This window comes from Streptomyces sp. NPDC048411 (genome assembly GCF_040704695.1).
In the GTDB taxonomy this organism is placed as follows: Bacteria; Actinomycetota; Actinomycetes; order Streptomycetales; family Streptomycetaceae; genus Streptomyces.
On sequence record NZ_JBEZKL010000004.1, the window covers coordinates 144,511 to 164,932 of the forward strand.

The 20,422-nt window shown below is 70.7% G+C and carries 19 protein-coding genes and 1 pseudogene; 12 read left to right on the plus strand and 8 right to left on the minus strand.

Going from position 1 to position 20,422, the window contains the following annotated elements; translation table 11 throughout:
• Positions 1-44 precede the first annotated feature (44 nt).
• The 3 genes from AB0915_RS03070 to AB0915_RS03080 form a co-directional block, all read right to left on the minus strand.
• The gene (locus AB0915_RS03070) at positions 45-947 is read right to left on the minus strand and encodes an A/G-specific adenine glycosylase (protein ID WP_366689413.1); all 903 of its coding nucleotides are present in this window, start codon (positions 945-947) and stop codon (positions 45-47) included.
• A gap of 169 nt (positions 948-1,116) precedes the next feature.
• On the minus strand, positions 1,117-1,500 hold the full coding sequence (locus AB0915_RS03075; RefSeq protein ID WP_366689439.1) for a phosphatase PAP2 family protein: 384 nt from the start codon (positions 1,498-1,500) through the stop codon (positions 1,117-1,119).
• Positions 1,410-1,760, minus strand: coding sequence for a hypothetical protein (locus AB0915_RS03080; RefSeq protein ID WP_366689414.1), 351 nt, complete (start codon positions 1,758-1,760; stop codon positions 1,410-1,412). The genes AB0915_RS03075 and AB0915_RS03080 overlap by 91 nt, the downstream gene beginning before the upstream one ends.
• Positions 1,761-1,936: 176 nt before the next feature.
• Between AB0915_RS03080 and AB0915_RS03085 the strand changes: the two genes are divergently transcribed.
• Positions 1,937-2,755, plus strand: a complete 819-nt coding sequence (locus AB0915_RS03085; protein WP_366689415.1) for a hypothetical protein — start codon at positions 1,937-1,939, stop codon at positions 2,753-2,755.
• Positions 2,756-2,987: 232 nt separating this feature from the next.
• On the opposite strand, the gene disA is transcribed toward AB0915_RS03085, so the two are convergent.
• Entirely contained in the window at positions 2,988-4,112 is a 1,125-nt protein-coding gene (gene disA / locus AB0915_RS03090; protein WP_266984410.1) for a DNA integrity scanning diadenylate cyclase DisA, read from the minus strand.
• Positions 4,113-4,192: 80 nt separating this feature from the next.
• Positions 4,193-5,605: a DNA repair protein RadA gene (radA, locus tag AB0915_RS03095; protein ID WP_366689416.1), complete on the minus strand. Its 1,413-nt coding sequence runs from the start codon at positions 5,603-5,605 to the stop codon at positions 4,193-4,195.
• Positions 5,606-5,800: 195 nt separating this feature from the next.
• Between radA and AB0915_RS03100 the strand changes: the two genes are divergently transcribed.
• Positions 5,801-7,600, plus strand: coding sequence for a hypothetical protein (locus tag AB0915_RS03100; protein ID WP_366689417.1), 1,800 nt, complete (start codon positions 5,801-5,803; stop codon positions 7,598-7,600).
• 24 nt (positions 7,601-7,624) lie between these two features.
• Here AB0915_RS03100 and AB0915_RS03105 read toward each other — a convergent pair whose 3' ends face one another.
• Complete coding sequence (locus AB0915_RS03105) at positions 7,625-8,506, minus strand: hypothetical protein (protein WP_366689418.1); 882 nt, start codon at positions 8,504-8,506, stop codon at positions 7,625-7,627.
• A 40-nt stretch (positions 8,507-8,546) separates the two neighbouring features.
• Between AB0915_RS03105 and AB0915_RS03110 the strand changes: the two genes are divergently transcribed.
• The 4 genes from AB0915_RS03110 (at position 8,547) to ilvD (ending at position 13,197) form a co-directional block, all read left to right on the plus strand.
• Positions 8,547-9,497: a Ppx/GppA phosphatase family protein gene (locus AB0915_RS03110; protein WP_366689419.1), complete on the plus strand. Its 951-nt coding sequence runs from the start codon at positions 8,547-8,549 to the stop codon at positions 9,495-9,497.
• Positions 9,498-9,622: 125 nt separating this feature from the next.
• Positions 9,623-10,450, plus strand: coding sequence for a sugar phosphate isomerase/epimerase (locus tag AB0915_RS03115; RefSeq protein ID WP_366689420.1), 828 nt, complete (start codon positions 9,623-9,625; stop codon positions 10,448-10,450).
• Positions 10,447-11,109: a TetR family transcriptional regulator gene (locus AB0915_RS03120; RefSeq protein ID WP_366689421.1), complete on the plus strand. Its 663-nt coding sequence runs from the start codon at positions 10,447-10,449 to the stop codon at positions 11,107-11,109. Before AB0915_RS03115 ends, AB0915_RS03120 begins: the two co-directional genes overlap by 4 nt.
• A gap of 237 nt (positions 11,110-11,346) precedes the next feature.
• A complete protein-coding gene (gene ilvD / locus AB0915_RS03125) occupies positions 11,347-13,197 on the plus strand; it encodes a dihydroxy-acid dehydratase (RefSeq protein WP_366689422.1) in 1,851 nt (616 codons plus the stop codon).
• Between the two features lie 48 nt (positions 13,198-13,245).
• On the opposite strand, the gene AB0915_RS03130 is transcribed toward ilvD, so the two are convergent.
• Complete coding sequence (locus tag AB0915_RS03130) at positions 13,246-15,441, minus strand: serine/threonine-protein kinase (protein ID WP_366689423.1); 2,196 nt, start codon at positions 15,439-15,441, stop codon at positions 13,246-13,248.
• Between the two features lie 129 nt (positions 15,442-15,570).
• Here AB0915_RS03130 and AB0915_RS03135 point away from each other — a divergent pair, with 129 nt between their 5' ends.
• The 6 genes from AB0915_RS03135 to proC all read left to right on the plus strand — a co-directional run bounded on the left by AB0915_RS03135 (position 15,571) and on the right by proC (position 19,489).
• On the plus strand, positions 15,571-15,897 hold the full coding sequence (locus AB0915_RS03135) for an SH3 domain-containing protein (RefSeq protein WP_366689424.1): 327 nt from the start codon (positions 15,571-15,573) through the stop codon (positions 15,895-15,897).
• Between the two features lie 45 nt (positions 15,898-15,942).
• Entirely contained in the window at positions 15,943-16,467 is a 525-nt protein-coding gene (locus AB0915_RS03140) for a hypothetical protein (protein ID WP_366689425.1), read from the plus strand.
• 88 nt (positions 16,468-16,555) lie between these two features.
• Positions 16,556-16,984, plus strand: a complete 429-nt coding sequence (locus tag AB0915_RS03145; protein ID WP_366689426.1) for a hypothetical protein — start codon at positions 16,556-16,558, stop codon at positions 16,982-16,984.
• A gap of 33 nt (positions 16,985-17,017) precedes the next feature.
• The gene (locus AB0915_RS03150; RefSeq protein ID WP_366689427.1) at positions 17,018-17,785 is read left to right on the plus strand and encodes an ABC transporter ATP-binding protein; all 768 of its coding nucleotides are present in this window, start codon (positions 17,018-17,020) and stop codon (positions 17,783-17,785) included.
• Positions 17,782-18,603, plus strand: coding sequence for an ABC transporter permease (locus AB0915_RS03155; protein WP_366689428.1), 822 nt, complete (start codon positions 17,782-17,784; stop codon positions 18,601-18,603). The genes AB0915_RS03150 and AB0915_RS03155 overlap by 4 nt, the downstream gene beginning before the upstream one ends.
• 76 nt (positions 18,604-18,679) lie before the next feature.
• Positions 18,680-19,489, plus strand: coding sequence for a pyrroline-5-carboxylate reductase (proC, locus tag AB0915_RS03160; RefSeq protein WP_366689429.1), 810 nt, complete (start codon positions 18,680-18,682; stop codon positions 19,487-19,489).
• A 3-nt stretch (positions 19,490-19,492) separates the two neighbouring features.
• Here the strand turns inward: proC and AB0915_RS03165 are convergent.
• Positions 19,493-19,663, minus strand: a pseudogene (locus AB0915_RS03165) (cysteine hydrolase); the annotation flags it as partial.
• Positions 19,664-20,422: the final 759 nt, after the last annotated feature.

Genomic DNA, 20,422 nt, shown 5'->3' on the forward strand with positions numbered 1-20,422 from the left:
TGAAGATCTTGGCCGGGAGCCCGGCCAAGATCTTCAGTGCCCTCCTAGCTCTGCGGAAGTCGGTACTGGCCGCCCGTGAGCGGCTCGACCAGGCCGTCGGCGACCAGGCCGTCCAGCGCCCGTGCCCGTTGCACCGGCTCGTCCCACACGGTGTCCAGTGCCGCCTGCGACACCGGAGTCACCGCCTCACGCAGAACGGCGAGCAACCGTCCGCGTACCTGCCGGTCCGTACCGGCGTAGGTCTGACCGCGGCGCGGAGGCCCCTCGTGCGCGGGTTTCCCGGCCAGCCGCCAGGCGCACTGCGTCGCGATCGGGCATTGCGTGCAGTCCTCGTTCTTGGCGGTGCAGACGAGCGCGCCGAGTTCCATCGTGGCTGCCGCCCAGCGGGCCGCGCGTTCGTCCTCGTCGGGGAGGAGCGCGCGGGCGAGTTTCCGCTCGGCGGCGGTGGTCGCGTTCGGCGGGTACTGAATGCCGGTCGCGGCCCGGGCGAACACTCGGCGGACGTTCGTATCGAGCACGGGATGCCGCTGCCCGTACGCGAACGAGGCCACCGCCGCCGCTGTGTACTCACCGATCCCGGGCAGTGCGAGCAGCTGGCTGTGCTCGCTCGGTACGTCGCCGCCGTGCCGTTCCGTTATTGCCTGCGCGGCGCCGTGCAACCGCAGCGCACGCCGCGGGTAACCGAGCCGGCCCCACGCGCGGACCGCTTCACCGGGTGGCTCGGCGGCCAGGTCGGCGGGGCGCGGCCAGCGGGCCAGCCACTGTTCGTACACCGGGATGACCCGGTTGACGGGGGTCTGCTGCAGCATGAACTCGCTCACCATCACACCCCAGGCACCCGCCTCGGGGCGGCGCCAGGGCAGATCGCGGGCGTGCTGGTCGAACCACCCGATCACGGGAGCGTGGAGGGATGTGGGGGGCGTCTGTGTCGCAGTCATGGCAGTCATCGCACGTCGATCCTGACACGGAAGGGCAGACGATGGTCATGGTCACGGTGGTGTCGCCCCGCTTGAGGGCCCTTGGGGTGATAGAGCCACCCGTCTGCCCCCACGATGAGATCCGGTCAGCGCCTTCGCCCGGACTGCCACCCGGGCTTCCGCCCAGGCCCCGGTCCGATCAGCGGCCTGTGCTGTATGGCCCCGGGCCGGGCCGCCCGTCCCCGGGCCGGATATCCAGACCGCGAGGGACCCGGCTGTCCCGCACCGTCCGGGCGAGCGAGCGCGTCGGACGGGACAGCAGGGCCGTCACCAGCGCCTCCACGGATCCGCCCACCAGCAGTCCCGCCGCGACATCGTGCGGACAGTGCACCCCGGCAAAGACCCGGGAGAGCGCCATCAGCAGCGCCATCGGCACGGTGAACCAGGCCGGGCTCGGCCGGGCGCACGCCAGTGCGACAGTTGCGGCGCCGGCTATGGCCGCGTGATGGCCCGGGAACGACCAGTCGCCCGTCGGCGAGCAGCGGGCGCCAACGAGGCTGCCGCGCCGACGACCGCAGGACAGGGGCGCTCCTCGTCCACGAGCGTCCTGAGCACCTCACTGACGACATGGCCGACCGCCGTCGCGAGGGACGCGAGCGCCGAGCGGGCCAGGGCTTCGGCAGGCTCTCCGCGCGCCCGCCACCAGCCCGCGACGAACAGGAGGCCGAAGACCGGCAGCCCGCGTTCCGTCCATATTTCGGCGAGATGCCGCACCCATGGTGACGCGCCGTGGGCGACGTCGGTGATGTCCCTGTACGCGGCCTCAGCGGTCGAACTCTTCATGTGACTGACCGTAGGCAAAGGCGCGCGGTCGTCACATTGCGCGATCGCCAGGGGCCGCACCTGGCGAGAGTTGGGGTCGAAATCCAGCCATCCCATGATGATGATCCGCAAAACTTGGGGGCTGGAGCGGCGGGTGGGGGCGGGAGTTGGCGCGGATCTCTCGTACAGTTTGCGCCGTGGGATCTCTGCGCAATCCGATCGGTCCGCTTCCCTCCACCATCTACTGGCGACGGAGGGCTGTAGCGGCGACGCTGATTGCGCTGCTCGTGCTGCTGATCGTATGGGCTGTCACCTCCAGTGGGAGCAAGGGGAACAAGGACGATTCCCGGCCCAACGGGTCCGGTCCCGCACACTCCATCGGTCCTGGACCTGCCAGTTCCGGGCCGGCCCTCAGCCAACAGCCGCGCGGGCGCGACGAGTCGGGCACCACCGACGACGGCCGCGACGGCAGCGGCGGTACCGACGCGGGCTCCGAGGACACCACGGGCGGGACGGGCGACGGCAGCAACGGCGACCCCGGCACCGGATCGGAATCCGGCAGCGCGTCCGGCGGCGGAACCGAGGGCCGGCAGGTCCCGGCCGACTCCTCCATCCCCGACTGCACCGCTTCCGCGCTGCAGTTGACCCTGCGCACCGGACTCAGGTACGGCCCCGGAGAGAAGCCGAAGTTCCAGTTGATCGCCAAGAACACCTCGTCCACCGCCTGCAAGGCCGACTTCGGACCGAAGAGCGCGGTGCTCACCATCACCGAGGCCGGTGGCGACGACGCCGAGGTGTGGTCCTCCAAGGACTGCCCGCGCAACGCGGGCAGTGTGCTGCTGGAGGTCCCGGCGGGCGCGACCATCGTTCACACCGTGGAGTGGGACCGGCGGAAGAGCGCTCCGCAGTGTGCGACGCCATCCGCGGGATCCGTGGGTCCGGGTACGTACCTCGTCGAGGCGAAGGCCTCCGGCGAGGCCCTGCAGCGCGCATCGTTCGTCCTCGAGAAGGACTGACGTGCAAGGCCCACGTGCGAAGTGCCGGTGTACGAAGGGCCGGTTCGAGAAGGGCGAGTCCGTGAGGAGCCGACGCGAACGGCCGACGGGAAAAGCCGGCTCGCGCAGTACCGGCCCGCCCATGACCGGCCCGCGAAGTGCTGACGTGCTGAGCAGGACGTGAACACGGTCCCACACGCACGTCGGGGCCCGACCGGCCGGCCGGGCCCCGGGCCGACGTGAGACCCGCCCCCTACACGTACCGCTCAAGAATCGACGACTCGGCCAGCCGCGAGAGCCCCTCGCGCACGCTCCGCGCCCGCGCCTCGCCGACGCCGTCCACCGTCTGGAGATCGTCCACGCTCGCAGCGAGCAGCTTCTGCAGTCCTCCGAAGTGCTCCACGAGCCGGTCGATGATTGCCCCGGGCAGTCGCGGCACCTTCGCCAGCAGCCGGAAGCCGCGCGGCGAGACCGCCGAGTCCAGGGTCTCGGGCGAGCCGCTGTACCCCAGGGCCCGTGCCACGACGGGCAGTTCGAGCAGCTCGGTGTGAGAGAGCGCGTCCAGCTCGGTCAGCGCCTCCGCGACCGTACGGGACCGCTTCGCGGTCGGCTCCGGCACATAGTCGCGCACGACCAGCTCGCGCTCCGGCTCGACGCCCGCGATCAACTCGTCGAGCTGGAGCGAGAGAAGCCGGCCGTCGGTGCCCAGCTCCACCACGTACTCGGCGATCTCGGTCGCGATCCGGCGCACCATCTCCAGCCGCTGTGCGACGGCCGTCACATCGCGGACCGTCACCAGGTCCTCGATCTCCAGCGCGGAGAGCGTGCCCGCCACCTCGTCGAGCCGGAGCTTGTACCGCTCCAGGGTGGCGAGGGCCTGATTGGCGCGCGACAGGATCGCGGCGGACTCCTCCAGGACCCGGCGCTCCCCGTCCACGTACAGCGCGATCAGACGCATCGACTGAGAGACCGAGACAACAGGGAAGTTGCACTGCTTGGAGACCCGGTCCGCCGTGCGGTGGCGGGTGCCGGTCTCCTCGGTGGGGATGGAGGCGTCCGGGACCAGCTGCACGCCGGCCCGGAGGATCTTGCTCATGTCCTTGTCGAGGATCAGCGCCCCGTCGAGCTTGGCCAGCTCGCGCAGTCGCGTCGCGGTGAACTCGACATCCAGCACGAAGCCGCCGGTGCACATGGACTCGACGGTCTTGTCCATGCCCAGCACGATCAGCCCGCCGGTGTTGCCACGGAGAATGCGCTCCAGGCCGTCCCGCAAGGCCGTTCCGGGTGCGACGGCGCTCAGTGAGGCGCGCATCAGCGCCTCGTTACCGGTGCCTTGGCCGGACTTTCCGGGCGATGCTGCCCGGTCGTTGGCTGCCACTGCACTCCTCCGGTTACAGGTTTGCGGTGCCCTTACGTCCCTCATACCGTTCGTACGGACGGGCGAGACCAGGGCAAAGTCTACCGGCGCGCGTTGTCCTCCCGTGGGGCCTCCGTACGAGCCCGGCGCGGGAGTACTCTCAGCGCGTCGCCCATGTTGGCGACTTCCGTGACCTTCATACCGGCCGGGACCTTCCCCGGGTCGGTCGGAACCAGTGCGTGGGTGAAGCCCAGCCGGTGTGCCTCGGCCAGTCTGCGCTGCACCCCGGTCACGCGTCTGACCTCGCCCGCGAGGCCCACTTCGCCGATCGCCACCAGGTTCTTGGGCAGTGGTGTGTCGCTTGCCGCACTGGCCAGCGCCAGTGCGACCGCGAGGTCGGCGGCGGGCTCGGAGAGCTTCACACCGCCGACCGTCGCGCTGTAGATGTCCCGCTTTCCGAGCGCGCTGATCCGGCCGCGCTGCTCCAGAACGGCCAGCATCATCGAGACCCGGGACGTCTCGAGCCCGGAGGTGGTGCGCCGGGGCGACGGGATCTGCGAATCGACCGTCAGCGCCTGCACTTCGGCGACGAGCGGACGACGTCCCTCCAGGGTGACTGTGAGACAGGTGCCGGGTACGGGTTCGTCGCGCCGGGTGAGGAAGAGCCCGGACGGGTCGGCGAGGCCGGTGATGCCCTCGTCGTGCAGCTCGAAGCAGCCGACCTCGTCCGTCGCGCCGTACCGGTTCTTCACGCCGCGGACCAGCCGGAGGCGCGCATGACGGTCGCCCTCGAAGGACAGCACCACATCGACGAGATGCTCCAGCAGCCGCGGTCCGGCGATCGCGCCGTCCTTGGTGACGTGGCCGACCAGCAGCGTGGACATGCCGCGATCCTTGGAGGCGCGGATGAGCGCTCCGGCGACCTCCCGGACCTGCGCCATACCGCCGGGCGCACCGTCGATCTCGGGCGAGGCGACGGTCTGTACGGAGTCGAGGATGAGCAGGGACGGCTTGACCGCGTCCAGATGGCCGAGGACCGCGGAGAGGTCGGTCTCGGCCGCGAGGTAGAGGTGGTCGTTGATCGCGCGGATTCGGTCGGCACGCAGCCGCACCTGGCTCGCGGACTCCTCCGCGGTGACATAGAGGGTGCGGTGCTCGTCACTGGCTGCCTTGGCTGCCACGTCCAGCAGGAGCGTCGACTTGCCCACACCCGGCTCGCCCGCGACCAGCACCACAGCGCCGGGGACCAGCCCACCGCCGAGCACCCGGTCCAGCTCGTCGACACCGGTCGACCGGGCGGTGGCCTGCCGGCTGTCGACCTGGCCGATGGGGAGAGCGGCCGTGCTCACGCGGCCGGCCGCCGTCGTCCGTACGGCAGGGACACCGCCGAATTCCTCGACCGTCCCCCATGCCTGGCATTCGGGGCAGCGGCCGAGCCACTTGGCGGTGGTCCAGCCGCATTCGGTGCAGCGATAGGACGGCCGGTCCTTCGCGGATTTCGTACGGGCAGCCATGGCGCCACCGTATAGGTGAGGACTGACAACACCGCCCGGTGCGGGTGCACGGGCGGTCGCGGTGGCAGGAAACGGAGAGGAGGCTCCGGCGGAATCAGGGGCTCCTGTCCCATTTTGAGCGATACGTTCACCCGTACGGGTTAATAGTGGGCAAGAGACGCCAAGAGCGTGCCTTGCCCTGCCTACGGTCGCCGGGTGACGAGCAGCAGGCGGGAGACCTCTACATCCACCACCGGCACACACCGGACGCAGCGCCGTGCGCCCCACTCGTCGCCGCGGAGACCGCCCGCCCGCTACGAGCCGCATCTCGACGGCCTGTTCACCTACTGCCTCTCCGTGCTCTGCGACCACGACGGCGCCGTCGAGGCGCTCGGGACGGTGCTCGCCCTCGCGGAACGGCAGGACGGGCGGTGCCCCGCGGGTGAGGAGGAACGTAAAACCTGGCTGTACGCGCTGGCCAGGTGGACGTGCTTGCGCAGGCTCGCCGAGCAGAAACGGGGTCGTCAGGCGCATCGCCAGCAGCCGGGGAAGCAGTCGGGCGGGAAGTCCCCCAGGGGGGCGCGTCCGGAAAACCGTACGCTCCCGGCCGTCAGCCCACCCCCGGCCACCAGCGGGGCGGGCCTTACGACCGCCGTCGCTCCGACCCCGGATTCCACCCCGGCCGCCGAAGCGCACCGCCGAGAACTCGCGCAGCTCGCCTGGCCCGAAGCGGCCGGTACCACCCCCGAACAACGCGAAGCGCTCGAACTGGCCGTACGCCACCGCCTCGCCCCGAGCGCCGTGGCCGCCGTCCTCGGCCTCGAACCCGCGACCGCCCATGAGATCCTCGCCGCCGCGGCCTGCGAGGTGGAACGCACCCGCGCCGCCCTCGCCGTCGTCGAGACCGGCAACTGTCCCACCGTCGCCCGCCTCACCGGCGACCATCGGGTCCTGCTTTCCGCCGCCCTGCGCCGCGAACTCGTCCGTCACGTCGACGACTGCCCCCGCTGCCGTCGCGCCGCCGAACGGGCGGGCGCCGAGGGCCCCTGGCCGGGCGGTGCCTTGACCCCTGCGGCCGCGCTGCCGATCGTGGAGGCGCCCCGGCCGTCCGCATGCGTCGCGATGATCCATGCCCAGAGGAATCGGTCCGGCAGTCCGCGCTTCGACCGGGCGGGCTTTCCCATGGACCCCAAGGACCACGCCGCGCGCCGGGACCGGCTCCGGGCGAGGGCCGTGACGACGACGGTGGTGGCGACGGTTGTCGCCGCCCCTCTGATCGCCCTGTGGTCGGCCTATCGGGGAGCGCCGCTGACCGGCGAGGGGCACGACGGAGCGCCGGTCACCGCAGCCGGGACGGACGACCGGCGCGGTCTCGACGGCGACCCGCACGACCGCTACGAGAATGCGGGCAACGCCAGCCCCGAGCCCGGCGCCAGCTTCAAGGACGGCCGCCGTACACCGGATGTCTCCGCCGAGGTCCTCAGCTCGGCGACGGGACAGCGCGGCCTCGGCAGGATCCGGGTCACGGCCCGTTCCTCCGGTGGCACGACGCTGATCACGCTGACCGCCTCGGGCCGCGCGCCCGTGGCCTGGTCGGCGCGGGCGGATGCGCCCTGGCTGCGCCTCAGCCGGTCCTCCGGCACCCTTGCCGCAGGTGAGAGCGTCACGATCCGCGTCCTCGTCGACCATACGAGGGAACCCGCGGGTGCCTGGGCTGCCCGTATCGGCCTCGCCCCATCGGGCTCCGCGGTGGCGATCAGCGGGTACGGAGCGACGTCGTCCGGCGGCCCGTCCGCCCCGCCGCCGCCCTCACCCGGTCCCACGGCTCCGTCGCCTGCCCCGACGGAGCCCACGCCCTCGCCGACGGACCCGTCACCGACCGGCCCGTCGCCTGCCCCGACGGAGCCCACGCCCTCGCCCACGGACCCGACTCAGCCCCCGTCACCGGACCCGTCGAACTCGTCCAGTCCGTCCGACCCCGGGACAAGCCCGTCCGACCCGGCGCCGACGGGCTGAGAGCAGACCTCGGCCCGTCGGCCCTCAGCTCAGCGGGCCACCGGGCCTCTGGGTCTCGGCGGGTCCTACCGGATCCGCCGGATGCGGCGCCATCGGCAGCAGCGAGGACAACCGCTCCTCGCAGAGCTCGACCAGCCGCTCGTACGCCTCCTTGCCCATCAGCTCGGTGAGCTCGGGCCGGTACGAGACGTAGACCGGCTCCCCGGCCCCGTGCGCCGAGGTCGCCGACGTGCACCACCAGTGCAGGTCGTGACCGCCCGGACCCCAGCCCCGGCGGTCGTACTCGCCGATCGAGACCTGGAGCACGCGCGTGTCGTCGGGGCGGTCGATCCATTCGTACGTCCGCCGGATCGGCAGCTGCCAGCACACGTCCGGCTTGGTCTCCAGGGGCTCCTTGCCCTCGCGCAGCGCCAGGATGTGCAGCGAGCACCCGGCTCCGGCCGCGAATCCGGGCCGGTTCTGGAAGATGCAGGACCCCTTCCAGCGGCGCGTCTGGCGTTCGCCGTCGTCGTCGACCTCGACCCAGCCCGTCTCCGTACCGACGTCGTGGAACTGCCACAGCTCCGGAGTCAGCCGGGAGACGTGGTCCGCCACCCGCTTCTCGTCGTCCTCGTCGGAGAAGTGCGCACCCAGCGTGCAGCATCCGTCGTCCGCACGGCCCGCCTGGATGCCCTGGCAGCCACTGCCGAAGATGCAGGTCCACCTGGAGGTCAGCCAGGTCAGGTCGCAGCGGAAGATCTGTTCGTCGTCCGCGGGGTCGGGGAACTCGACCCAGGCGCGTGCGAAGTCGATCCCCTTCTCGTCTTCGGACCGGTCAGGCCCGGTCTTTTCCGGCTGCTGCATCTCCTGCTTCGTTCTCTGATTCTTCGTGACTTTGCCCGGCTTCGCCTTTTTCGTCTTTGCCACGGGCCAAGGGTAAGTCCGCAGGAGCAGTAGCGTTCCGCGTATGAGACTCGGAGTCCTCGACGTGGGGTCGAACACGGTTCATCTGCTGGTGGTGGACGCGCATCCAGGCGCCCGCCCACTGCCCGCGCACTCGCACAAGGCGGAGCTGCGCCTGGCCGAGCTTCTCGATGCGGACGGAGCGATCGGCCCCCAGGGCGTGGACCGGCTCGTGTCGACGATCGCCGGTGCGCTGCAGGCTGCCGAGGACAAGGGCTGCGAGGACGTGCTGCCGTTCGCCACGTCCGCGGTGCGGGAAGCGAGCAACGCCGACCGTGTGCTGACCCGGGTACGGGAGGAGACGGGCGTCGATCTCGCCGTCCTCAGCGGCGAGGAGGAGGCCCGGCTCACCTTCCTCGCGGCCCGCCGCTGGTTCGGCTGGTCGGCGGGGAAGCTGCTGGTCCTCGACATCGGCGGCGGCTCGCTGGAGATCGCGTACGGCATCGACGAGGAGCCCGACGCCGCCGTGTCGCTGCCGCTCGGGGCCGGGCGCCTCACCGCCGGCTGGCTGCTGCACGACCCGCCGGACCCGACGGAGGTGAAGGTGCTGCGCCGCCACGTGCGGGCCAGCATCGCCCGTACGGTCGGCGAGTTCAGCCGCTTCGGTCGCCCCGACCACGTCGTGGCGACCTCCAAGACGTTCAGGCAGCTCGCCAGGATCGCAGGCGCCGCGCGCTCCGCCGAGGGTCTCTACGTGCAGCGCGCCCTCACCCGGAAGGCCCTGGAGGAATGGGTGCCCAAGCTGGCAGCCATGACAGCCGACCAGCGCGGCCGGCTGTCCGGTGTCTCCGAGGGGCGGGCCGCGCAGCTGCTCGCCGGCGCGATGGTCGCCGAAGGGGCGATGGATCTCTTCGGTGTGGAGGAGCTGGAGATCTGCCCGTGGGCGCTGCGCGAGGGAGTGATCCTGCGCCGCCTGGACCACCTCCCGACGGCGGGGTCCACCGCCCTGAACTGACCGCGCGTTCCGCCGGAGCACCGGCGCGACGGGGGAGCGCGGAACGCCGGGAGCGGACTCATGGCCCTTCTCACTTTCCGCCCGACGCCTCGGTGGCGCGCACACCTGCCCCGTACGCTGTCTGCGTGGCAGAACCAGTGGTGCGCATCCCGGATGCGAAGGTCGCCCTGTCGACGGCTTCCGTCTATCCGGAGTCGACGGCGACGGCCTTCGAGATTGCCGCACGTCTGGGCTACGACGGTGTCGAGCTCATGGTCTGGACCGATCCCGTCAGCCAGGACATCGAGGCGCTGCGACGCCTCTCGGACTACCACCAAGTGCCGATCCTCGCCGTTCACGCGCCCTGTCTGCTGATCACCCAGCGGGTCTGGTCCACCGATCCATGGGTGAAGCTTCAGCGGGCCCGCGCGGCAGCGGAGAAGCTCGGAGCGACGACCGTCGTCGTCCATCCGCCGTTCCGCTGGCAGCGCCAGTACGCGCGCGACTTCATCACCGGCATCTGGCGGATGGCGGACGAGACGGATGTGCGCTTCGCCGTCGAGAACATGTACCCGTGGCGGTACCGGGACCGCGAGATGCTCGCGTACGCCCCCGACTGGGACGTCACCAACAACGACTACCGCCACTTCACCGTGGACCTCTCGCACACCGCGACCGCCCGCATCGACGGCATGGCCATGGTCGACCGGATGGGCGACCGGCTCGCCCACATCCATCTCGCCGACGGCAAGGGCTCCAACAAGGACGAGCACCTGGTGCCCGGCCGCGGTGACCAGCCCTGCGCGGAACTGCTGGAGCGCCTGGCGCGTACGGGCTTCGACGGCCATGTCGTCATCGAGGTCAACACCCGCCGCGCCATGTCCGCAGTCGAGCGTGAAGCCGACCTGGCGGAAGCGCTCGCCTTCACCCGGCTCCACCTGGCGTCCTCGTCGGCGCAGGTCCCGCGCTCATGACCCCCGGCAGCACGGGCGGGAACACCGGCGGGGAGGGCACGGCGCACACACCCCCCGAGCGCCCGAAGCGCCGAGGCCGCCCTGCCCGTACGACGGCAGACACCGGCCCCGGCGCCCGCGAACGCATCCTGGAAGCGGCCCGTACCGAATTCGCCGAACGCGGCTACGACAAGACGTCGATCCGGGGTATCGCCAGGGCGGCAGGCGTCGACGCGGCACTCGTCCACCACTACTTCGGTACGAAGGACGAGGTCTTCGCGGCGGCGATCGAGGTCTCCTTCGAACCCGCCCTGGTGATCCCGTCCGTCCTGGGAATGGGCACGGACGGCCTGGGGGAGCGGCTGGCACGCTACTTCATCGGCGTGTGGGAGAACCCGGCGTCCAGAGCACCCCTGCTGGCGATCATGCGCTCCGCCCTGACGCACGAAGGGGCGGCGAAGGTCCTGCGCGGCTTCGTCCTGCGACGGCTGCTGGAGCGGATCGCGGAGGCGCTGGACGTACCGGACGCGACGTTCCGTGCGGAACTGGCCGCGTCGCACATGCTCGGGATCGTGATGCTGCGATACGTGATCCAGGCGGAGCCGCTGGCTTCGGCGGACCCCGAGAAGATCATCGCCATGGTCGCACCGACGCTCCAGCGTTACTTGACGGAGACCTGACCGCCCCGGGTGACCTTTCGGCCCGTCCGGCGTTCGAGAACCGGGGTCCCGGGTGGAGCTCCGGTTCCAGGACGGGGCCGGCAGGGGGAACGGATCCCGCACGGCGACCCCCACCCATCGAGCCACACCTCGCCCACCCACTGAGCGCCCTGTCCCGCATTCCGGACACGGTGTCCAGATCTTGGAGTCGAGGCGTAGGCTCGAAGGCAGTCTTTTCTGTCGAAGGAGCGAGAGACGATGCCCCAGCTGAGGTCCCGCACTGTCACCCACGGCCGCAACATGGCGGGCGCTCGCGCCCTTATGCGGGCCTCGGGCGTAGCCGGCGAGGACATCGGCAAGCCGATCATCGCGGTCGCCAACTCGTTCACCGAGTTCGTCCCCGGCCATACCCACCTCGCCCCCGTGGGCAGGATCGTCTCCGACGCCGTCAGGGCCGCAGGCGCCGTCCCCCGTGAGTTCAACACGATCGCCGTCGATGACGGCATCGCGATGGGCCACGCCGGGATGCTCTACAGCCTCCCGTCCCGCGACCTGATCGCCGACTCCGTCGAGTACATGGTCGAGGCACACTGCGCGGACGCGCTGATCTGCATCTCCAACTGCGACAAGATCACCCCCGGCATGCTGATGGCCGCGATGCGCCTCAACATTCCGACGGTCTTCGTCTCCGGCGGCCCGATGGAGGCCGGCCAGGCCACCCTCGTCGACGGCACGGTCCGCAAGCTCGACCTGATCAACGCGATCAGTGACGCCGTCAACGAGAACGTCTCGGACGAGGACATCCTCCGTATCGAGGAGAACGCCTGCCCCACCTGCGGCAGCTGTTCCGGCATGTTCACCGCCAACTCGATGAACTGTCTGACCGAGGTCCTCGGCCTCTCCCTCCCCGGCAACGGCTCCGTCCTCGCCACGCACACCGCCCGCAAGGCGCTGTACGAGGAGGCCGGCCGCACGGTCGTCGAGATCACCAAGCGCTACTACGAGCAGGGCGACGCGACGGTCCTGCCGCGCTCCATCGGCACCCGCGCCGCGTTCGACAACGCGATGGCGCTGGACATCGCCATGGGCGGCTCCACCAACACGATCCTGCACCTGCTCGCCGCCGCGCAGGAGGCCGAGCTGGACTACGACCTCGAGGACATCAACGAGGTCTCGCGCCGCGTCCCCTGCCTGTCGAAGGTCGCCCCCAACGTGGCCCCCGGTGGCACGTACTACATGGAGGACGTCCACCGGGCCGGCGGCGTCCCCGCCATCCTCGGTGAGCTGCACCGCGGCGGCCTGCTCAACGAGGACGTGCACTCGGTGCACTCCGCCACCCTCGGCGAGTGGCTGAAGAACTGGGACGTCCGCGGCGGCTCCCCGTCCCCCGAGGCCGTCGAGCTGTGGCACGCGGCGCCCGGATGCGTGCGTTCCGCGACGGCCTTCTCGCAGTCCGAGCGCTGGGACACCCTCGACCTGGACGCGGCGGGCGGCTGCATCCGCGACCTGGAGCACGCGTACTCCAAGGACGGCGGCCTCGCGGTCCTGAAGGGAAACCTCGCTGAGGACGGCTGCGTCGTGAAGACGGCGGGCGTCGACGAGTCGATCTGGACCTTCGAGGGCCCGGCGGTCGTCTGTGAGTCGCAGGACGAGGCCGTCGACAAGATCCTCCGCAAGGAGATCAAGGAGGGCGACGTCGTCGTCATCCGTTACGAGGGTCCGCGCGGCGGCCCCGGCATGCAGGAGATGCTCTACCCCACCTCCTTCCTGAAGGGCCGTGGCCTCGGCAAGAGCTGTGCGCTCGTCACCGACGGCCGCTTCTCCGGCGGCACGTCGGGCCTGTCGATCGGCCACGCATCGCCGGAGGCGGCGTCGGGCGGCACGATCGCGCTGGTCGAGGACGGCGACCGGATCCGGATCGACATCCCGAACCGCTCGATCGAGCTCCTCGTCCCCGAAGCCGAACTGACCGCCCGCCGTGAGGCGCTGAATGGCGTGTACGCGCCGAAGAACCGCGAGCGCAAGGTCTCGGCGGCGCTGCGGGCGTACGCGGCGATGGCGACGAGCGCGGACCGCGGAGCGGTGCGGGACGTGTCCAAGCTCGGCTGAACCAAGGCTGACCGAGGCAGCCGCGAACGCTGCCGCCGGACCCCGCTCTCACCAGTGAGCGGGGTCCTGTCCGTCGACGGCGAACACGGACCCGTCGGGCGCGGTACCGAAGACGGTCCGGCCGGCAGCCACAGGGGCGGGCAGCGCCGATGCGTACGTGAGCTTCCCGTCCCGGAGCCGGGGGCTCGTCTGGCCCAGCAGCGTTCCGCGCTCGGTGTCCACGGCGAGCAGCCGCCCGTCCGCCGCCGAGAAGTACAGCCGGTTCCCGGTGGCGAGAACGGGCGCCGACGTCCGCCCGGCAGCGGTCTCCAGCTGCCAGCGGACAGCCCCGCCGCCCACCGGGCGTGTGTCGACGGCGACCAGGGTCCCGCCGTGCGCCAGCAGATACGCGGTGTCCCCGCCCACCACGACCTCCGGTTCGTTCATCCGGAACGGGAGCGCCACTCGGGCGACGCGCCCCCGTTCCGGGTCGTAGCGGACGAGCCCGACGGTCTGGGCGTCCCCGTTCATGGACGTCAGGACGAGCGCACCGTCCGAGGTCCCCACCGGGGTGAGCATTCCGTCCAGCCGCCGCTGCCACGCCGCGTGCCCCGTTGCCGCATCGACGGCCGTGACCAGCGTGGTGGACCCGTAGGCCGAGTGCTCGAATGCGTAGGCCAGCCTCGATCCTTCGTCGTACAGCGCGTAGTCCGGCCGCTGGTGCCCGGTGAGCGGATGCCGCCAGAGGGACATGCCGGTGGCGGAGTCGAGCGCTTCGGTCGTGCCGTCCTCACTGACCAGCAGCAGCGTGTCACCCGCGGTGAAGGGGGCGCCGAGGTACGGGGAGAGATCCGCGTCCCAGACCTGTTCGCCCTTGGCGGGGTCGTACGCCCGGAGCTTCCCGCCCGGCACCGCCGTATGCACCAGGCCGCCGGAGACCGACACCACGCCGACCGACGGGGTGTCCCCGGCGGGGCCGTGACGGGACCACAGCAGCCGGCCGTCCGCGGGATCCAACCGGGCGGCGCCGATACCGCCCGCCGTGCAGTACAGCGCGGCGGACGGGCCGGACGCCTCCTCGCCGGCACCGCCCGCCGAGAAACAGACCGGCGTGGAGCTGCCCGAGGTCGGCAGCGGCGTCCGCCACGGCGCGAACGCCGCTGCCGAGCCCTTCGTGCCGCCCGACTCACCCGCGCCACCTGGGTCGCCCACCACCCCGGCAGCCCACACCCCACCGGCACCCATGAGGAGCAGCGCCGCAACAGCTGCCGGCCACCGCCGCTTGCCGCCACCGTTCGTGGCCGCCGTCCTGCCCCGCGCCGCGCCCGCGCCTACATGCGTGTCCGCGTCCGTCCCGGTCGCGGTCTCCGGCCCCGACACCGCCGGGGCTTCGACAGCCTTCGGCCGCCGTTGCGACGGCATGAACGCGGCGGCGTCGTACGAAGGAGGGCGCAGCGCCGCCATGATGTCGTCCGGAGTGGGTCGCTCCGCAGGGTCCTTCGCCAGGCACTGGCCGATCAGCGGCGCCAGATCGGTCGGCACCCCCGCCAGATCGGCCTCGTCGTGCACCACCTGGTAGGCCACGATGTACGGGCTGTCGGAGTCGAAGGGCCCCCGGCCGGTCGCCGCATGGACGAGCACGGCCCCCAGGGCGAACACGTCCGCGGCGGGCCCGACTTCACGCGGCCGCTGGAACTGCTCGGGTGCCATGTACGGCGGCGAGCCGATCAGCTTGCCCGTCTCGGTGCGCAGATCGCTGTCGTACGGCCGGGAGATCCCGAAGTCGATGACCTTGGGCCCGGAGTCGGAGAGGAGCACATTGCTCGGCTTGAGGTCGCGGTGGATCACTCCGGCCCGATGGATGTCGCGCAGCGCCTCGGCAAGTCCCGCCGTCAGTCTGCGCAGTTCGGCGGGGGCCATCGGCCCGTTCCGCTTCACCTGGTCGGAGAGTGTGGGGCCGGGCACGTACAGAGTGGCCATCCACGGCCGCGCGGCGTCCGGATCGGCATCGACGACCGGTGCCGTGAAGGCCCCGCTGACCCGCCTCGCCGCCCCGACCTCCTGCCGGAAACGTGCCCTGAACTCAGGGTCTGCCGAGTAGTGCCGGTGCACCACCTTGACGGCGAGCTGTAGCCCCGACGTGGAGCGCGCCAGGTGCACGACGCCCATGCCGCCCGCGCCGAGACATGCCTCAAGGCGGTAATGACCGGCATACTCCGGATGCTCCGCTTCCGGATTGGCTCCGGTACCTCGTAGCGGCGGCATCGCCCACCCCCGTGTGTTCGTCCACAAGCGCGACGCACGGAGCCTAGTCGATGGTGCGTGCGAAACCGGCGGGGCTTGTAGCCTGCCCGTTGTACACACCGTCTCTCAACGGGGGAGGGCCCCACGGCCATGGAAGAGCACACCGACATCACCACCGGCACCACCGACGCGGCCGAGGACGTGGCCGCGCTCGCCGGCACCGACGACGTCACCAGGTACCCCATCGCACCGGGCTACCGGGTCAACGTCCGCACGGGACCGGGCACCCAGTACGGCATCGTCAGGACGCTTCCGTACGGAATGAAGGTTCCGGTCTACTGCCAGAAGCCGGGGGAGCGGGTCACCGGCCCGTACGGCACCTCGAACCTCTGGGACAACATCGCCAACGGCCAGTTCGTGTCGGACACCTACGTCCACACGGGCAGTGACGGCTACATCGCCCCGCGCTGCGACTGACCAGGACGGCGACCGGGACCCGGACCGGCCGGGATAATCGCCCTCGTGAGCGAGAACAGCGAAGCCCCCGGCCCCGGTACCACGCCCGGCCCGCAGCCCGAGCCCCTGCTCTTCTTCGGTACGACCTGGGTCGACCACGACGGGGGCTACGAGCTGCGACGCGTCGGGGCGGCGGTGGGATCCCTCGCGGCCGCGGTCGCCGCCTGTTTCGTGCTCCGCTTCGCCTTCCAGGGACTGGAGATCGCCGACGTCGGCAACCTCGTCGGCATCCTGGTTGTCCTGATGTTCGCCATCTGCAGCGCCATCGCCTTCCGCAAGACCTGGGAAGGCTTCAGCCGCCGCCCCGCCGATCCGGCGCGCGAGGCCAATCTGCGCGGCCTCAAGACCATCGGCTTCGTCGGCTCACTGATTGCGTACTTCCTCCGTACGTTCAAGGAGGCGCCGGGCGAGCAACTGCGCCGCGCGGAGTACGAGACGGCCCTGGCCCGCTACGAGAAGCGCCGCTCGGCCCGCACCGGAAACCCGGGCGCCCGCAAGACCACCAAGGGAAAGCGACCCAAGCGCAAGTAGGGCGGCCCCACGGGAGCAGGGCCCCATGAGCGCGGGTCAAGTGCCGCGAGCACCGGCGCAAGACCCCCGCGCGGGGCACGATGGCCCCATGCTTCCTTCCGGCTCCGGCTGGATCGACGGGCAGGACGCCCGCCTCCGCCGCTTCTTCGATGCCGGCGAGGGCGCTCATGGCTCGCCCGTCCGCTCCCGCCATCTGCCGTCCGAGCTCGACTTCGTACACCGCAGGGTGCCCTGGACCCGACGGGTGTCCCTCGACACCCACCTCGTCAACCTCGGCAGTCACTCCGCCTTCCTCGTCCTCGGTGAACCCACGCACCGATTCCTCGACGAGGAGCGCGACCGGCTGGCGGAGCTCTTCCCGGACGGCACGGTCGACGTGAGTTTCGTGGTCGATCTGAACGTGGCGATCCGCCCGGCCCAGGTGTACTCGGCCCAGCCCTCCAGGACCACGGCACATGCGTGGTCGTTGTGGTGCAGCTCGCTGAGGTCCAGCACGACGGCGGGGCCGTGCTCTTGACGGGCAGACACCGCCAGGATCAAAATTCATCGCATGATGAATTCACCGGGTGCCGCCATCGAGGCCCGCGGCCTCACGGTCGTACGAGGCAACCGCACCGTCCTGCGCGGCCTCGACTTCACCGTCGAACCCGGCAGGATCACCGGCCTCCTCGGCCCCTCGGGCTGCGGCAAATCCACCCTGATGCGAGCCGTCGTCGGTACCCAGGCCAAGGTCACCGGCACCCTCGACGTCCTCGGCAACCCCGCAGGTCACCCCACCCTCCGCCCGCGCATCGGGTACGTCACCCAGGCGCCGTCGGTCTACACCGACCTCAGCGTCCGGCAGAACCTCGACTACTTCGCGGCGATCCTTCAGCCGGGCCGCAGACACCGGGACGCCCGCCGCGCCGCCGTCGCCCGCGCCCTCACCGATGTCGACCTGACCAGCCACGCGGACGCTCTCGCCGGCACCCTCTCCGGCGGCCAGCTGACCCGTGTCTCCCTCGCCGCCGCCCTGCTCGGCACCCCCGAGCTCCTCGTTCTCGACGAACCGACCGTCGGCCTCGACCCGGTGCTCCGCCGCGACCTGTGGAGCCTCTTCCACGCCCTCGCCGCAGATCACGGCACCACGCTCCTCGTCTCCTCCCACGTCATGGACGAGGCCGAGCGCTGCCACCGCCTGCTCCTCATGCGCGAGGGCGAGATCCTCGCCGACGGCACCCCCGAGGCACTGCGCACCCACGCCCGGACCGCCACCGTCGAAGAAGCCTTCCTCCACCTGGTCGACGAGGCCGCCACTTCTCAGGAGAACGCCCGATGAGCGCGACCAACACGCCGCGGCAGGCCCCCGCCACCCCGCAGGCCCCCACCGGCGGCCGTGCCCGGCTTGAACCCCAGGCCCTCAGCCCCGCCCGCACGCTCGCCACCGCCGCCCGCGTCCTGCGCCAGCTGACCCATGACCCCCGCACCGTCGCGCTGCTGCTCCTCATCCCGGTCGTGATGATCACGCTGCTCCGGTACGTCTTCGACGGCAGTCCGCAGACCTTCGATGCCATCGGCGCCTCGCTCCTCGGCATCTTCCCGCTGATCACGATGTTCCTGGTGACCTCGATCGCCACCCTCCGTGAACGCACGTCAGGCACTCTGGAACGCCTCCTCGCCATGCCGCTCGGCAAGGGTGACCTGATCGCCGGCTACGCCCTCGCCTTCGGCGCCGTCGCGATCCTCCAGTCCCTCCTGGCCACCGCGCTCTCGGTCTGGGTGCTCGGGCTCGACGTGGTCGGTTCTCCCTGGCTGCTGCTCCTCGTAGCCCTGCTCGACGCCCTGCTCGGCACGGCCCTCGGCCTCTTCGTCTCCGCCTTCGCCGCGTCCGAATTCCAGGCCGTCCAGTTCATGCCGGCCGTGATCTTTCCGCAGCTCCTGCTCTGCGGACTGTTCATCGCGCGCGACCGCATGGCACCCGCCCTCGAAGCGATCTCGAACGTCCTGCCCATGTCGTACGCGGTCGACGGCATGAACGAAGTCCTCCACCACACCGAGGCCACCGGCAACTTCGTCCGCGACGTCCTGATCGTCTCGGGCTGCGCCCTCCTCGTCCTCGCCCTCGGCGCAGCCACCCTCCGCCGCCGCACCCCCTGACGTGCCGGTGCGAGGATGGCGGCGACGACGCACCACCAGAACCGCGTACCACCGCACCGTCCGGAGGGTGAACCGCATGACCCAGACAGTCGCAGTCCTCGGCACCGGCAAGATCGGTGAGGCCCTGCTCAGCGGCATGATCCGGGCGGGCTGGCGCCCTGCCGACCTGCTGGTCACCACCCGCCGCTCCGAGCGTGCCGAGGAACTCCGTACCCGTTACGGCGTCGAGTCCGTCACCAACGCCGAAGCCGCCAAGCGCGCCGACATCCTCATCCTCGCGGTCAAGCCCCAGGACATGGGCCGTCTCCTCGACGAACTCACCTCCCACCTCACGGCCGACCGGCTGGTCATCAGCGCCGCCGCCGGTATCACGACCGCCTTCATCGAGGAGCGCCTCGCTGCGAAGACTCCGGTCGTACGGGTCATGCCGAACACCCCCGTCCTCGTCGACGAGGGCATGTCCGTCATTTCGGCGGGCGGCCACGCCACCGCCGAACATCTCGCAGCCGCCGAGGCGATCTTCGGCGGTGTGGGCAAGACCCTCCGCGTCCCCGAGTCCCAGCAGGACGCCGCGACCGCGCTGTCCGGATCGGGACCCGCGTACTTCTACTTCCTCGTCGAGGCGATGACCGACGCGGGCATCCTGCTCGGCCTGCCCCGCGCCCAGGCCCACGACCTGATCGTGCAGGCCGCCATCGGCGCGGCGGTGATGCTCCGGGACAGCGGCGAACACCCGGTCAAGCTCCGCGAAGCCGTTACCAGCCCGGCCGGCACCACCATCAGTGCCATCCGGGAGCTGGAGAACCACGGCGTACGCGCGGCCCTGATCGCCGCCCTCGAAGCAGCCCGCGACCGCAGCCGCGAGTTGGCCTCAGGCAACGGCTGACCCTCACTTCCCGGCGGCAGCCACCAGCTCCGTACTGGTCACGACCTTCGCGAACCCACCGCTGTGCAGCGACACCGTGGTGGCCCGCGCCGGCTCGTCCGCGCTCAGCGCCCACCCCCAGGGCCCGACCCCGTTGAACGTGTACGTGGCATCGAACGCGAAGAACACCTCGTGGACCGCACCGACCGCGGCGCCCCGCCCTTCGACCTCCCGGGACTACCGCCTGGCCTTCCGCCACACTCCGGGTCAGCCGGAGGTTGACACGGGCCGCCCGCAACCGTAATGTTCTCCGAGTTGCCCGACGTGAGCGCCGACCCCGGTCGGTCCCCGGACAGCGATTCCGCAGGAACCACATCAAGCAAGCGACATCTGTCGCCCAGCTTTCTGTGCGTATTTGCGAAATGAGGAATCCGCGTTCGAAGGAACGCGACCCCGATTAGCGTCGGGGCTCAGGATTCCGCTAAAGTCTCACTCGTCGGAACGGCCCAACGGCCGGGAAGACAAACCCTGCTGACTGGGAATCAGGACCGAAAGGATCTGATAGAGTCGGACTCGCCGGAAAGGGAAACGCGAAAGCGAAGAACTGGAAAGCGCAGTAATAAATCCTCTGCTTCGCAGAGGGCCCGTTTCGACCGGGAATCGGACACGAAAGAGTCTGATAGAGTCGGAAACGCAAGACCGAAGGGAAAGCCCGGAGGAAAGCCCGAGAGGGTGAGTACGAAGGAAGCGTCCGTTCCTTGAGAACTCAACAGCGTGCCAAAAGTCAACGCCAGATATGTTGATACCCCGGCCTGTTTCGGCAGGTTCGAGGTTCCTTTGAAAGTCCTGCCGGGCCTCATGGTTCCGGTAGGCAATTACACAGCGAGGACGCTGTGAACGATCGGTCCTATTCCGACCGGTCGTTCCGCTCTCGTGTGTGTCATCCCGATTACG